The organism is Pseudomonas sp. B5(2017), assembly GCF_002112825.1.
In the GTDB taxonomy this organism is placed as follows: Bacteria; Pseudomonadota; Gammaproteobacteria; order Pseudomonadales; family Pseudomonadaceae; genus Aquipseudomonas; species Aquipseudomonas putida_Z.
In genome coordinates, this window is sequence record NZ_NEIR01000003.1 from 136546 (window position 1) to 151083 (window position 14538).

Genomic DNA, 14538 nt, shown 5'->3' on the forward strand with positions numbered 1-14538 from the left:
CCGCGTTAACCTCCCGGCGCTGGCCACCATCCCGGGAACATCTGCTGCACCCGGGGTTCGGCGAAGCGCTCGTCGATCAAGATCAGAACGCCACGGTCCTGGTCGCCCCGGATGACCCGGCCTGCCGCCTGGATGACCTTGCGCACGCCTGGGTAGAGATAGGCGTAATCGAAACCCGCACCAAACTGCCGCCCCAGGCGCTGCTTGAACTGCTCGTTGACCGGGTTGACCTGGGGTAGCCCGAGGGTGGCGACAAACACGCCGATCAGCCGTGTGCCTGGCAAGTCCACCCCCTCCCCGAATGCACCACCCAGCACCGCAAAACCCACCCCACGGCCATCCGCTACAAAACGGTCGAGAAAGCCTTGGCGAGCCGCTTCGTCCATGCCCGGTTCCTGGGCCCACATGGGTATCTGTGCATGCCGCTCGGCCAGCAGCCCGGCCACCTGTTGCAGGTACTCGAAACTGCTGAAGAACGCCAGGTAGTTGCCCGGCATGCGCTCATATTGCCGGGCGATCAGCTCGACGATCGGCGCCAGCGAAGCCTGGCGTTGCTGGTAACGGGTGGATACCTGGCTGGCGATGTGCACTTCCAGCTGTTCGGCGCGAAACGGCGCGGCCACTTCCAGCCAGGCGGTATCGGCCGGCATGCCCAGGAGGTCGCTGTAGAAGTGCCGTGGGCTCAGGGTGGCGGAAAACAGCGTCACGCTGCGCGCCGCCTGCATGCGTGGGCCCAACAGGCGCGCCGGGGTGACATTGCGCAGGCACAGGGTGGCCAGCCGCCGCTTGCGCGGGCCCTGGCGCTGGCTGATGTCGAACAGGAAGTGCTCGTCGAACAGCTCGGCAACCCGGCTGAACTGCAACGCCTGGTAGAAGAACTGCAGCACCTGCGGGTCCATTTGCGCAGGCGTCTGGTTCATTTGTTCCTGGATCAGCCCGATGCATTGCTGCAGGGCGCGCAGCAAAGCGTCCGGCAGCGACTCGCTGGCCTGGTACGGCGCACGCTGCTCCTTGTAGAGGGCATTCCACTGCCGGTTCAGCCGGTCCAGCGCACTGACCAGCCCGGGCGGTTTGCTCTGGCGCAGGGCCTGCAACTGGCCCTGGTCGAGGCTGGCGCTGTACATGCCGCGGCCGCGCTCGACCAGGTTGTGCGCCTCGTCCACCAGCACCGCGACCCGCCACTGGTTGGCCTGGGTCAGGCCGAACAACAAGGCATGGGCATCGAAGTAGTAGTTGTAGTCCGCCACCAGCACGTCTACCCAGCACGCCATCTCCTGGCCCAGGTAATACGGGCATACCTGGTGCGCCAGGGCCACTTCGCGCAGTTGGGCGCGGTCGAGCAAGGGCAACGCTGCCGCTGCCTGCCGCGCGGCCGGCAGGCGGTCGTAGAAGCCTGCGGCCAAGGGGCAGGATTCGCCATGACAGGCCTTGTCGGGGTGCTCGCAGGCTTTGTCGCGGGCGATCAGCTCCAGCGTGCGCAAGGCCGGCTGCGGCGTGGCATCGGTGATCTGGCGCATGGCATCCAGGGCCAGGGCCCGGCCCGGGGTCTTGGCGGTGAGAAAGAAAAGCTTGTCCAGCTGCTGCGGCACCATGGCCTTGAGCAGAGGGAACAAGGTACCGAGGGTCTTGCCAATTCCGGTGCTGGCCTGGGCCATCAGGCAACGGCCGGTACTCACGGCCTTGTACAGGGTTTCCGCCAGTTGTCGCTGGCCCTGGCGGAACGCCGGATAGGGGAAGCCCAGTGCTTGCAGGCCCCGGTTACGCTCGGCCAGGCGCTGCTCCTGCCCTTGTGCCCACGCCAGAAAGCGTTGGCACTGAGTTTCGAAGAAGGCCTGCAATTCGGCAGCCGTGCAGTGTTCACTGATCAGCGTCTGGCCATCGCTGTCCACGTCCAGGTAAACCAGCGCTACCTCGATGGCCGGCAGTTGCCGTGCCTGGCACATCAACCAGCCGTAGACCTTGGCCTGCGCCCAGTGCAACTGGCGATGGTTGGCCGGCTGGCGCGACAGGTCGCCACGGTGGGTCTTGATCTCTTCCAGGCGGTTGCAAACGGGGTCGTAACCGTCGGCACGGCCACGCACTTTCAGGGTATCGAACTGGCCTTCGAGGGCAATTTCCGACTCGTAGCCCGCAGCGCGTCGCGCCACCACCCGCCGATGCCCCTCGATCCCCTCCTGGGCGGTAGGTGATGGCGTGAAGCGCAGGTCCAGGTCGCCGACCTTGGCGCTGAATTCACACAAGGCGCGTACCGCCACGCTGTAGCTCACGGTGTTTCGCTCCAGCGCACGTGGCACACCGCGACAGGCAGGCCGTGGGCCCGGCAGAACTCCAGCCAGCGCAGCTGGTTGTCCTGCAGGCGGTCGCCAGGGCCCTTGACCTCGACCATGCGGTAGCGACCTTGCTCGGGCCAGAACTGGATCAGGTCGGGCATGCCGGCGCGGTTGTTGCGGATGTCCTGCAGCAGGCGCAGGAAGCACTGTTTCAAATGGGCCGCCGGCAGGCAGGCCAAGGCTTGCTCGAGCAATGCTTCACTGAGCACGGACCAGAACACGAACGGCGACTGCAGCCCTTGCTTGGCGGCGTAGCAGTCGAGAATCGCCCGGTGATGGCTGCCATCGTCCAGCCGCCCCAGGCAACGTTCGAACAGAGCACTGCGGCGTTGCTGGAAGTCGCCGTCGTGCAGGTCCTGCGGGGCGGCCTGGAACGGGTTGAAGAACGCGCCAGGCACCGGGGCGAAGATCGCCTCCCAGCACAGCAGGCCGAACAGGCTGTTGAACAGCGTGTTCTCCACGTAATGCACCGGCCCACCGGCTTCGGCCAGGTGCTGGCGTACCGCCTCCTCCACACCCAGCGCTGCCAGTTCCCGGGGCAGCTCCAGCTCGATCAGCTCCAGGGGCGCGACACGCTGGCGCCGCTGTGGCGGGCCACCGAGCTTGCGTGCCAGGCGTGGCAACATGCGTTCCAGCGCCTGCACTTCCAGGGCGTTGGCCGGCGCCGCCGCCAGTTGCAGCGCCAGTGCATGGGCCTGGGGCCACTGTTCGCTGCGCTCCAGCACCCGCACCTGGCGGATGCGCGCCTGGGCATGGCTGCACTGCGTGTACACAGCCATGGCTTGCGCCCAGTCGCCCAGGCGCTCGCATTGCTGGCCCAGGGCGAATTGCAGGCGCGCATGGCGCCGGGCCAGCCATGGGTTGTCGCTGTGCAGGCCCTGCATGGCTGCCAGGATCGACAGCGGGTCGTCGCCCTGCTCCAGGCGCTCGGCGCACTGGTGCAAGGCCATGGCCAGGTCGACTTCGGCGCGTTGCTGCAGGGCACGCGAATCGGTGCTGAACGGCACCTGTTCGTAGCGCAACAACCCGAGGTCGGCGAGGACGAAGTCCGACCAGTCCTGGTACAGGTTGCCGAAGAACAGCAGGCGCATGCGGTCGCACAAGGGTTGCAGGCACCACTGGAGGATGCGCACGCCACTGTCCGGGAACCACTCGGCCAATGAACGGGCTTGCAGGCCCAGGGGTTGCAGCTGTGCAAGCAGGTCATGCTTGGCGGCGCGAGGGCGGCTCAGCTGCGGGGCAAAACAACGGGCAAGTTCGTCCTTGCGCAGCAGGGCGAATAGTTGCTGCAGTTCCAGTTGCGCGGGCTCCCGTACCCAGCCGAGGGCCAGCAGCGGCTGCAGGGCCTGCCAGGTATCGCCGATTTCGGCATAGTCGAGCCGATCGCTGCGAAACAGCTCGCCCTTGCGCATGACCATGCGCACCATCAGGGCCTGTGCCGGGGCGTCCAGTTGGCTGAAGGTGCGGATGAAAGCGAGTTCCTGATCGTCGAGCAGGTCTTCGTAGCGCTGTTCGACCCACAGCAGCACCTGGCGGAAATTGTGCAGGTAGTAGAACGGGTCGTCGACGGAATGGGCGATCACGGGCTGGGGGTCAGGCGGCTGGAATGGATACTGGTTATACATACAGACCAGTATGCCTGGCAAGTGCCGTGGGTCATCTCGGTGGCGCTGTCTGTAGGAGCGGCCTTGTGTCGCGATGGGCTGCGGAGCAGCCCCGGGATTTTGAAGCCAACGCCGAAATCGCCGGGGCTGCTGCGCAGCCCATCGCGACACAAGGCCGCTCCTACAGGCGACGGCGCAAAGGTTACTCAGTCGCGGCAACCATCTCCGCCGCCTTGACCTTGGCACTGCCAATCGGTGCCTGCAGCAGCAGGAAGTAGGCCACCGCCGAACACAGCGCCACTACCGCACTGATCATGAACGCCGTGGTGAACGAGCCCGAGTACTGGATGCTGAAGCCGGTGACGATCGGTGCCACCGAGCCGGCAATGTAGCCGCCGAAGTTCTGGATCGAGCCAAACGAGGCCACGCGCTGGCTGTCGACGATGGTGTTGACGATCATCCAGGCAGTGGCACTGGCCATGTTGATGCTGAACAGCGCCAGGCACAGCAGGACGATGCAACCGGTCAGGCCGGTGACGAACGACAGCGGCAGGGTGAACAGCGCCGCCAGCACCAGCCCGGTGATGACGCTGAACTTGCGGCTGGCCAGCACGCTCATGCCGCGCTTCACCAGTAAGTCGCAGAAGCGCCCGGCAACGATCGTGCCCGCTGCGCCAAAGCCATAGGCCAGCGAGACTACCCAGGCGGTCTTGTACAGGTCCAGGCCGTGCTCACGCTCGAAGTAGCCAGGCAGCCAGGTCAGGTGCAGCCAGAGCATGTAGATCACGCCCATGAAGCCCAGCACCGCACCCCAGGTACTGCGGTGCTTGAACAGGTCGAGCCAGCCGGCGAAGTACGAGGCCTTCGGCGCTTGTGCAGTGGCTGCCGGTGCCTGCTGCCCACTCGGCAACGGCTTGCCCTCGGCAGCAAGCTCCGCCAGGTAGCGGGCCTTGCTTTTGTAGAAGGTCAGCCAGCACAGCGCCAGCACCACGCCGATCACGCCGGTGATGATGAACATGCCGCGCCAGCCGAAGTTGACCATGAACAGCGTCAGCAAGGGTGGCGCCAGGCACGGGCCGAGGCAGGTCGAGGACCAGACCACGCCGGTCGGGGTACCGCGTTCGTTGGCATCGAACCACTCCGACAGGGCCTTGGCCGCCGACGGGAACATCGGCGCCTCGCCAATCCCCAGCAGCACCCGCAGGCCCATGAAGCCGGCAAAGCTGTTGACCATGCCGAACGCTGCCTGGGCCACCGACCAGCCCAGCAGCGAGGCACCGAGGGCGATCTTGCTGCCCAGGCGGTCGATGATCATGCCCATCGGCAGCTGGGCAAAGGCATAGGCAATGGAAAACGCCGACAACAGGATGCCCATCTGCGACGGGCTGATCATCATGTCTTTCTGGATCGAGGTGTTGGCGATCGACAACGCACTACGGTCCAGGTAGTTGACGATGCCGATCAACAGCAGGAACACGACGGTGACGCGTTGGTACTTCTTCATAGGGTTCATGTGATGACCTTTATTATTATTGTTGCCGCGCTGTCAGCGCCTTGGCGATCCTTCGTTCATGCTGCGCCCTCCCTGACGCAGCGCGCCGCTCAAGGCTGGCGCGCGGTGGTTGCAACGTCCAGCAGCCCGCGCCGGCCGAGGCTGTCGATCAGCGCACGCAGGCCAAAGTGCCATTGCGGTGCCAGGTCGCTGGTGGTCACGCGGTTGCACAGGGTACCCAGTTGCGGGTTGCTGATGCTCACCACATCGCCCGGCTTGTGGGTGAAGCCGTTGCCCGGTTGGTCGCGGTCCTGCTTGGGGGCGAACAAGGTACCCAGGAACAGCACCAGACCGTCGGGGTACTGATGGTTCTCGTTGAGGGTTTGCTGCACTAGGTCCTGCGGGTCGCGGCTGATCTGGCGCATGGAGCTGCGGCCGGCGAGGATGAAACCGTCTTCGCCAACCACCTGCAAGTCCACCTCGGCGGCGCGCACGTCGTCCAGGCCGAAGCTTTCGTCGAACAGGCGCAGCAGCGGGCCAAGCGCGGTGGAGGCATTGTTGTCCTTGGCTTTGGACAGCAGCAAGGCGCTACGGCCTTCGAAGTCGCGCAGGTTGACGTCGTTGCCGAGCATCGCACCCTTGATGCGACCATCACTCGACACCGCCAGCACCACTTCAGGCTCGGGGTTGTTCCAGCTCGACTTGGGGTGGATGCCGATGTCGGCGCCGTGGCCGACCGCCGACAGCGGCTGGGCCTTGGTGAACACCTCGGCATCCGGGCCAATACCCACTTCCAGGTACTGCGACCACAGGCCCTGCTCCACCAGCACCTTGCGCAGCGCTTCGGCCTGGGCCGAGCCCGGCACGATCTGCGACAGGTCGGCGCCGATGCGGCTGGCCAGGGTGTCACGGATCGCATCGGCCTTGGCCGGGTCGCCCTTGGCCTGCTCTTCGACCACGCGCTCCAGCAGGCTGGTGGCGAAGGTCACGCCAGCGGCCTTCACCGCCTGCAGGTCGATGGGTGCCAGCAGCCATGGCTGGCGTGGGTCGCGCAGGGCCGGGTCGCTGTTGCCAAGCAACGCTGGCAGCCCGATCAGCGGCTCGGCCAGCGGCAGGCTGCGCAGGTAGGCCACCGGGTCGGCCACTTCCAGCAGGGCCGAGACGGTGGCTACATGGGCGCTGATATCGTGCACGGCGCCGGCCTTCACCAGCACCACTGCAGGGCCCTGCTCCGGCAACCAGACCCGCCCTACCCAACTGCCGCTGTCGAACGCGCTGGCATCGTGATTCAGAGGCAGCGGTCGCTTGCCGTTCGCTCGATCAGTCATCTGTGTACCCTTACTGTCATTCATTGGGAAAGTGCCGGCAGTTGCAGCTGCCCGGCCAGGCGGTCAAGGTCGGCCACCAGCTGTGACGAAAGGCTTGCGCCCTGCTCCAGGGCCTGGCGGCGCAAGGCAAGGCCAGCCTGCCCAGGCAGGCGCACCGGGCGCTCGGGGTCGAGTGGCCGGCTGGCCAGGACCAGCCGACCGAGGAAGCTGGTTTCGTCGGTGAACGCTTGCAGGCCGCCGAAGAAACGCGGATCGATGACCACGGCGGTGGCCGAGGCCCCCCACTGGTCTGGTGCATCCTTGCGGCCATGGCCGGCCAACCCCGAGGTCAGGGCTTCGACCAGCAGCGCCAGGGCGAAACCTTTGTGGCCAAAAGCCTGGCCCCCCAAGGGCAGGATGCTGCCTTGCGGGCTGGTGAAGAAGTCGCGCGGGTCGTCGCTAAGGTGCCCGTCATTGCTCACCAGCACCGGGTGCGGCAGGCGGCTGCCGGCATCGCGGCACTGGCCGACCAGGCCGAGGGTGACGGTGGACATGCTGACGTCCAGCAGAATCGGCTCGCCCTGGGTCGGGATGCCCGCGGCAATCGGGTTGGGGGTGTACACCGGGTCGGCGCCACCATGGGCGCAGACCAGCCCTACCGATGGGTCAGAGGAATACAGCATGGCCACCAGGCCCTGGTCGGTGTAGGGCTTGAGGTAGGCTGCCAGGCAGCCGATATGCGCGGCGCGGCGCACCACGGCGATACCGATACCCTGCGAAGTGGCGCCCTTTGCCGCGCAGTCCAGGGCACGGCTGACGCAGTACGGCCCCAGCACGTAGTGGCCATCGAACAGGCTGGAAATGCCACTGTCCGACACCTGCTCCAGTACCTGCGCGCGGGCCTTGACCTGGCCGCCGAGCATGCCGTCGATGTAGCGGCTGACCAGGTTCAGGCCATGGGTGCGATGGCCCAGCAATTCGCCTTCGAGCAGTACCCGGGTCACTACCTGGGCGACTTCGGCATCGGCGCCGGCCTTTTCGAACAGCCGCTCGACGAAGGTGGTGAGCGCTTGCACGTTGTAATGTGTGGCTTGAGTCATTGCGGTTGCCTCGGAAATGGAACAGGGCTGGCGATCAGGTCACGGCACCGATCTGCCAGGGCACGAATTCGTTCTGCCCGTAGCCGTGCAGCTCACTCTTGCTGCGCTCACCGGAAGCGATGCGCAGCATCTGTTCGAAGATGAACGCGCCGCGCTCCTCGATGCTGGTGGAGCCGTCGGCGATGCCACCGCAATTGACGTCCATGTCTTCTTCCTGGTGCTCGAACACCCGGTTGTTGGTGGCCAGCTTGATCGACGGCGCCGGGGCGCAGCCGTAAGCCGAGCCACGGCCGGTGGTGAAGGCGATCAGGTTGGCCCCGCCAGCCACCTGGCCGGTGGCCGAAACCGGGTCGTAACCGGGGGTGTCCATGAACACCAGACCCTGGGCGCGCACCGCTTCCGCGTACTGGTACACATCGACCAGGTTGCTGGAACCGGCCTTGGCCACCGCACCGAGGGACTTCTCGAGGATGGTGGTCAGGCCCCCGGCCTTGTTGCCGGCCGAGGGGTTGTTGTTCAGTTCGGCGTTCATGCGCTGGCAGTAGTCTTCCCACCAGCGGATGCGGGCCACCAGCTTTTCGCCGACCTCGCGGCTGACCGCACGGCGGGTCAGCAGGTGCTCGGCACCGTAGATTTCCGGGGTCTCGGAGAGAATCGCGGTGCCACCGGCGGCCACCAGGCGGTCGACGGCATTGCCCAACGCCGGATTGGCGGTAATGCCGGAATAGCCATCGGAACCGCCACATTGCAGGCCGACCACCAGGTGCCGCGCACTGACCGGCTGGCGCTGCACCTGGTTGGCCTCGGCCAGCAGCGCCTTGACCTGGTCGATACCGGCGGCGATGGTTTTGCTGGTGCCGCCGATACCCTGGATGGTGAAGGGGCGCAGCTGGGCGCTGGCCTGCAGGCCCTGGGTTTCCAGCAAGCTTTCGATCTGGTTGGTTTCGCAGCCCAGGCCGATGATCAGCACGGCAGCGAAATTGGGGTGTACGGCGTACCCGGCCAGGGTGCGACGCAACAGGCCCAAGGCTTCACCGCTGGGGTCCACCGCACAGCCGGCGCCGTGGGTCAGCGCTACCACGCCGTCGATGTTCGGGTAATCGGCCAGCACTTCAGGGTGGATGTCGCGGCGAAAATGGTCGGCCACGGCCCGAGCCACGGTCGCCGAGCAGTTCACCGAGGTGAGGATGCCGATGTAGTTGCGGGTGGCGACCCGGCCATCGGCGCGCACGATGCCCTGAAACTGCGCCTCGCGGCCGGGCTGGCTGCGGGTGTCGACACCGAAGGCGTAGTCACGGGCGAAATCGCCCATCTGCACATTGTGCACATGCACGTGATCGCCGGCGTCGATGGCCTGCGAGGCAAAACCGATGATCTGCCCGTAACGGAGCAGGGGCTGGCCCTGCTCCACACGTTCGGTAGCGAGCTTGTGGCCCGAGGGGATCGGCTGGCGCACGGTAATCGCCTCGGCGTCCAGGCGCAGGCCTTGCGGCAGGGCCTGGCGGGCGATGAGCACGTTGTCCAGCGGGTTGAGGCGGATGACAGCAAGGTCACCGGACTTGGCAATCAGTTGCATGGGACCTCTCAGGGCGGTGCGGCTGGCTTCTTGTTATGGCTGCGACCACTGTAAGAAGCCTTGGGCAACATTCCCAATGAGATGATCCGATCGAACGATAACCCTGGGTTATCAAAAGCCGGTCTCAGCGCGTGTTTATCAATCGCCTATGAAGACCATTTTTTGGCAGCTGCGCGGATCCTTGTAGGAGCGGCCTTGCGTCGCGAAAGGGCTGCAAAGCAGCCCCGGCAATTCGTGCTTCTGCGCTGAAACCCTGGGGCTGCTTCGCAGCCCTTTCGCGACGCAAGGCCGCTCCTACAGTTGACCGCGTATCAGGTGGCTTTATCTCTGCTCCTGCTGACGGCGCCGCGCGCCCTCCAGCAAAATCTCGACAAACGCCCGGGCCGAAGCGCTCAGCGGCTCGTCCTTGCGGGTAACCACGCCGTACTCCAGCGCCGCCAGGTGCAAGGGGCTGCGCAGTTCTTTCAGTTGGCCGCTGGCCAGCTGCGCGGCAACCATCGAGCGCGGCAACATGGCGATCATCGGCGCCGCCTGCAGCAATTGCAGGAACATCGGCATGGAGATGGTTTCGACGCTGTCGGCAGGCGTGGCGATGCCGGCAACCCGGAAGGCCTGCTCCAGGCGGTTGCGAATCGGCGTGCCCACCGGGTACAGCACCCACGGCCAGTCGCCCAGCGCCGTCAGTGGCGTGCTTTCCAGCTGGTTGAGCGGGTGCTCGCTGTTGACCACCAGGCTGAACGGTTCCGGCTCCAGGGGCTGGAAGTCGAACAGCTGACTGAAGCGTTCTTCAGTGAAACGGCCAATCATGATGTCGAGCTTGTTCTGCTCCAGCATGGTCAACAAGTGATCGCTGGAATGCTCCACCACTTCGATCGACAGCAACGGGCTGCGCGCCTTGATCGCGGCGATGGCCTGCGGCAGCACCAGCGCGGTGGCGGCAAATATCCCACCGACGCGGATAAAGCCGTGCCCGCCGTTGCGCAGGCGGTTCACCTGGTCGACGAACTGTTGCGACTCGGCCAGCGCGCCTTGGGCATAACGCACCACATATTCGCCCAGTTCGGTGGGTGGCATGCTCCGCGGCAGGCGTTCGAACAGGGCGAAGCCGAACTGCTCCTCAAGGTCACGCAACATCTTGCTCAGTGCCGGCTGGCTCAGGCTCATGCGCGTGGCGGTGGCGTGCATGTTGCGGGTGCGCGCCAAGGTGTCGATCAGCACCAGGTGCTTGTAGCGGATCCAGTTGCAAAAGCTGGAATGGGTCATGTCCGGCGGCATTGACGCAGGGCCTCAGGCAAGTGAAAAGGCAGGGCTATTGCGCCCGCAGGTAATGCAGCAAGGTGTCCAGGGCAACCGAGTTGGGCCGCGAGCGCAGGGTCAACACGCCCAGGTTGGCCATGGCCAGTGGCAGTTCCACCGGCAGGATGGCGACCATGCCATAGCGGGCATAATGCTTGGCCACGTCATCGGGCACCACCGCAATCATCTCGGAGGCTTCGAGCATGGCGGTGGTAGCCAGGATCGAGGCAGTTTCGACGATATCCAGCGACTGCACCATGCCGCCGGCCTGCAACGCGCTTTCGACGCGGCGGCGCATCGGGCTGCCGATGGGGTGCAGTATCCAGGTCAAGGCCACCAGGTCAGCCAGTTGCAGCCCGGTGGCATTGGCCAGCGGGTGGCCTGCGCGGGCAATAACGCGCATCTGCTCACCGCCTTCGAACAGTTCGATGTTCAGGTCCTGGCTGTCGCTCTGGTCCGGCAGGCGCCCCACCACCATGTCGAAGTCGCCACGCAGCAAGGCCGGCAGCAAGGTGTCGCTGGTGCCGACCTCCAGGGAAATGCGCACTTTGGGGTGGTCGCGCTTGTAGGCCAGTACCGCCTTGGTCAGCACACCCGGCACCGGGCCCATGACGCTGCCCACCCGCACCAGGCCCTGGGCCCCGCGCGCCAGCTCGGCAATCTGCGCCTGGGCGTGCTCGAACTCATGCAGCGCGTTCTGCGCATAGCGGATCATCACTTCGCCATACAGCGTCGCTTGCATGCCCCGTGGCAAACGCTCGAACAAGCGTACGCCAAGGCGCTCCTCGAGCTGTTGCAGCAACAGGCTCGCTGCCGGTTGCGTGGTGTGCATCGCCGCGGCAGCACGGCGCAGGTTAGCGAACTCGCCCAAGGCGTTGAGCAGCGTGATCTGCCGGCTGGAGATCTTCAATGCGCCGAGGCTGGCAGGCGCCTTTGCGCTGTCGGGTGGCAAGCGAGACATATCGAATCCGGTATCGCTGGTTAAGATTTGGCGATTATGCCTGTATCGCTCGACAACCTACAGTCAGGTCTCCCAGTGCTTGAACAGAACAAGAGCCGACCATGAGCATACGTATTACCCACCTGAGCGTTCGCGACATTCGTTTCCCCACTTCGCTGTCGCTGGACGGCTCCGACGCCATGAACAGCGCCCCCGATTATTCGGCGGCCTACGTGGTGCTGCACACCGACGCCGAGGCCCTGGAAGGCCACGGCCTGACCTTCACCATCGGCCGTGGCAACGAGATCTGCGCGGCCGCGGTGCAGTCGCTGGCGCCGCTGATCGTCGGCCTCACCCTGGAGGAAATCACGGCCGACATGGGCGGTTTCTGGCACCGCTTCACCGTCAGCGACAGCCAGTTGCGCTGGCTGGGCCCGGAAAAGGGCGTGATCCACCTGGCCACCGCCGCGATCATCAATGCCGTGTGGGACCTGTGGGCCAAGCACGAAGGCAAGCCGGTGTGGAAGCTGCTGGCCGACATGACGCCCGAGCAGCTGGTGCGCTGCCTGGACTTCAGCTACGTCACCGATGTGCTCACCCCCGAAGAAGCCATCGCCCTGCTGCGCCGCCAGGCCCCGGGCAAGGCCCAGCGCGAAGCGCAGATGCTGCGCGAAGGCTACCCCGGCTACACCACCGCGCCGGGCTGGCTGGGCTACAGCGAAGAAAAGATGCGCAAGCTGGCCCGCGAGGCGGTGGAAGATGGCTGGACCCACATCAAGCAGAAGATCGGTGCGGACCTGGAGGAAGACATTCGCCGCGCCAGCATCCTGCGCGACGAAATTGGCTGGGAGCGCACCCTGATGATGGATGCCAACCAGGTATGGGGCGTCGAGGAATCCGTCGCCAACATGCGCCGCCTGGCCGCCTTCGAGCCACTGTGGATCGAAGAGCCGACCAGCCCGGACGACATCCTCGGGCACGCCACCATCCGCCAGCGCATTGCCCCGATTGGCGTGGCCACCGGTGAACATTGCCACAACCGGGTGATGTTCAAGCAGATGTTCCAGGCCGGCGCGCTGGACTTCTGCCAACTGGACGCGGCCCGCCTGGGTGGCCTGAACGAAGTGCTGATCGTGCTGCTGATGGCGGCCAGGTACGACGTACCGGTGTGCCCGCACGGCGGCGGTGTCGGCCTGTGCGAATATGTGCAGAACATTGCCCTGTTCGACTACATCGCGGTATCGGCCTCGCTGCACAACCGGGTGCTGGAGTACGTCGACCACTTGCACGAGCATTTCATCGACCCGGTGGTGATCCGCCGCGGGCGCTACATGCCACCGCAACGCCCGGGCTACAGCATTGAAATGCATGCCGAGACCCTGGAGCGCTACCAGTACCCCAACGGCGCAGTGTGGCTCGACATCAACCGTTCCTGACCCACCTACCTGGGTGTGCCGCCTTTGCGCGGCACGCCACCAGCACTTTCCACGGGGAAAAAACAATGACAATCCTCACCGGTACTGCAGCGGCGCCCGCCCCTGCCGCCACCACCGAACAGCGCCTGAACGGCCTGCTGCTGCGCAAATTGATGCCACTGCTCATCGTTGTCTACGTGATGAGCTTCCTTGACCGGACCAACATTGCCCTGGCCAAGGCCAGCATGGGCATCGACCTCGGCCTGTCGGCAGCGGCCTATGGCCTGGGCGCCGGCCTGTTCTTCCTCACCTACGCCCTGGCCGAAGTACCCAGCAACCTGATCATGCATCGGGTGGGCGCACGCTTCTGGATCACCCGCATCATGATCACCTGGGGCCTGCTCTCGGCGGGCATGGCCTTCGTCCAGGGCGAAACCTCGTTCTACGTCATGCGCCTGTTGCTCGGGGTCGCCGAAGCGGGTCTGTTCCCCGGTGTGATGCTGTACCTGACCTACTGGTTCGACCGTGAACAGCGTGCCCGCGCCACGGGTTACTTCCTGCTGGGCGTGTGCCTGGCCAACATCCTCAGCGGCCCGCTGGGGGGTGCCCTGCTGGAAATGGACGGTGTGCTGGGCTGGCACGGCTGGCAATGGCTGTTCGTGCTCGAGGGCCTGCCGGCGGTGGCGCTGGCTTATGTGGTATGGAAGAAACTGCCCGATGGCCCAGCCTCGGCGCCCTGGCTGTCGGCCGCCGAAGCCGCGGACATCGAGCGCCGCCTGGCTGCGGAGCGGGCCGCCGCACCGCAGCAGAGCAAGTTGGGGCAGATGTTCCGCGACCGGCAGATCTGGCTGGCGATCGTGGTGTACTTCGTGCACCAGATCACCATCTACACGGTAATTTTCTTCCTGCCGGGCATCATCGGCACCTACGGCGCGCTGTCGCCCTTCCAGGTCGGCCTGCTGACCGCCGTACCGTGGATTGCTGCCGCCATCGGCGCCGCCACCTTCCCGCGCCTGGCCACCTCGCCGAGCCGTTGCCGCACCCTGCTGTTCTGCGGCCTGCTGACCATGGCGGCCGGGCTGCTGCTGGCGTCGCTGGCGAACTCGTTCATCGGCCTGATCGGGTTTTCGCTGACTGCCCTGATGCTGTTCGTGGTGCAGTCGATCATCTTCGTCTTCCCCTCCAGCCGCCTGAGTGGCAGTGCCCTGGCGGCAGGGCTGGCCTTTGTCACCACCTGCGGCCTGTTTGGCGGTTTCGTCGGCCCATCGGTGATGGGCCTGATCGAGCAGGCCACCGGCAGTACCCGCAATGGCTTGTGGATCATCGCCGCGTTGCTGGTGGTGGCAGCGCTGGTCAGTACCCGCTTGCGGCAAGGGCAGGAGCAAGCGAATTGCTGACAGGCTGCGCTCATGGAACAACTGTGGGAGCGGGCGTGTCGAGGCGTCGAACCGCCGCGAACACCGGCGAAGCCGGTGCCA

At 65.5% G+C, this 14538-nt stretch carries 10 protein-coding genes; 2 read left to right on the forward strand and 8 right to left on the reverse strand.

Annotation, left to right across the window (positions count from 1 at the left end):
• Positions 1-5: 5 nt before the first annotated feature.
• The 8 genes from CAG00_RS05715 to CAG00_RS05750 form a co-directional block, all read right to left on the reverse strand.
• Positions 6-2267 (reverse strand): ATP-dependent DNA helicase, encoded by a 2262-nt coding sequence (locus tag CAG00_RS05715; protein WP_085663699.1) that lies wholly within the window; start codon positions 2265-2267, stop codon positions 6-8.
• Positions 2264-3913, reverse strand: a complete 1650-nt coding sequence (locus CAG00_RS05720) for a VRR-NUC domain-containing protein (RefSeq protein ID WP_085663914.1) — start codon at positions 3911-3913, stop codon at positions 2264-2266. The genes CAG00_RS05715 and CAG00_RS05720 overlap by 4 nt, the downstream gene beginning before the upstream one ends.
• Before the next feature lie 223 nt (positions 3914-4136).
• Positions 4137-5438 (reverse strand): MFS transporter, encoded by a 1302-nt coding sequence (locus tag CAG00_RS05725; RefSeq protein WP_176240859.1) that lies wholly within the window; start codon positions 5436-5438, stop codon positions 4137-4139.
• Positions 5439-5536: 98 nt separating this feature from the next.
• Positions 5537-6754 carry a fumarylacetoacetate hydrolase family protein gene (locus CAG00_RS05730; protein ID WP_085663700.1) on the reverse strand — a complete coding sequence of 406 codons (1218 nt, stop codon included), beginning with the start codon at positions 6752-6754 and terminating at the stop codon, positions 5537-5539.
• 20 nt (positions 6755-6774) lie between these two features.
• Positions 6775-7833, reverse strand: a complete 1059-nt coding sequence (locus CAG00_RS05735; RefSeq protein ID WP_085663701.1) for an Ldh family oxidoreductase — start codon at positions 7831-7833, stop codon at positions 6775-6777.
• Positions 7834-7867: 34 nt separating this feature from the next.
• Positions 7868-9409, reverse strand: coding sequence for a UxaA family hydrolase (locus tag CAG00_RS05740; protein ID WP_085663702.1), 1542 nt, complete (start codon positions 9407-9409; stop codon positions 7868-7870).
• A 321-nt stretch (positions 9410-9730) separates the two neighbouring features.
• Positions 9731-10684 carry a LysR family transcriptional regulator gene (locus CAG00_RS05745; protein ID WP_085663703.1) on the reverse strand — a complete coding sequence of 318 codons (954 nt, stop codon included), beginning with the start codon at positions 10682-10684 and terminating at the stop codon, positions 9731-9733.
• Positions 10685-10718: 34 nt separating this feature from the next.
• Positions 10719-11666: a LysR family transcriptional regulator gene (locus CAG00_RS05750; protein ID WP_085663704.1), complete on the reverse strand. Its 948-nt coding sequence runs from the start codon at positions 11664-11666 to the stop codon at positions 10719-10721.
• Between the two features lie 101 nt (positions 11667-11767).
• Here CAG00_RS05750 and CAG00_RS05755 point away from each other — a divergent pair, with 101 nt between their 5' ends.
• Positions 11768-13081, forward strand: coding sequence for an L-fuconate dehydratase (locus CAG00_RS05755; RefSeq protein ID WP_085663705.1), 1314 nt, complete (start codon positions 11768-11770; stop codon positions 13079-13081).
• Positions 13082-13146: 65 nt separating this feature from the next.
• Positions 13147-14457, forward strand: coding sequence for an MFS transporter (locus CAG00_RS05760; protein ID WP_085663706.1), 1311 nt, complete (start codon positions 13147-13149; stop codon positions 14455-14457).
• The last annotated feature ends 81 nt before the right edge of the window (positions 14458-14538 follow it).

Excerpts from the sequence above, each read along its gene's own strand:
- CAG00_RS05730 (WP_085663700.1), bottom strand. The coding sequence starts at position 6,754 with ATGACTGATCGAGCGAACGGCAAGCGACCGCTGCCTCTGAATCACGAT.
- CAG00_RS05760 (WP_085663706.1), top strand. The coding sequence starts at position 13,147 with ATGACAATCCTCACCGGTACTGCAGCGGCGCCCGCCCCTGCCGCCACC.
- CAG00_RS05755 (WP_085663705.1), top strand. The coding sequence starts at position 11,768 with ATGAGCATACGTATTACCCACCTGAGCGTTCGCGACATTCGTTTCCCC.
- CAG00_RS05725 (WP_176240859.1), bottom strand. The coding sequence starts at position 5,438 with ATGAAGAAGTACCAACGCGTCACCGTCGTGTTCCTGCTGTTGATCGGC.
- CAG00_RS05750 (WP_085663704.1), bottom strand. The coding sequence starts at position 11,666 with ATGTCTCGCTTGCCACCCGACAGCGCAAAGGCGCCTGCCAGCCTCGGC.
- CAG00_RS05735 (WP_085663701.1), bottom strand. The coding sequence starts at position 7,833 with ATGACTCAAGCCACACATTACAACGTGCAAGCGCTCACCACCTTCGTC.
- CAG00_RS05745 (WP_085663703.1), bottom strand. The coding sequence starts at position 10,684 with ATGCCGCCGGACATGACCCATTCCAGCTTTTGCAACTGGATCCGCTAC.
- CAG00_RS05740 (WP_085663702.1), bottom strand. The coding sequence starts at position 9,409 with ATGCAACTGATTGCCAAGTCCGGTGACCTTGCTGTCATCCGCCTCAAC.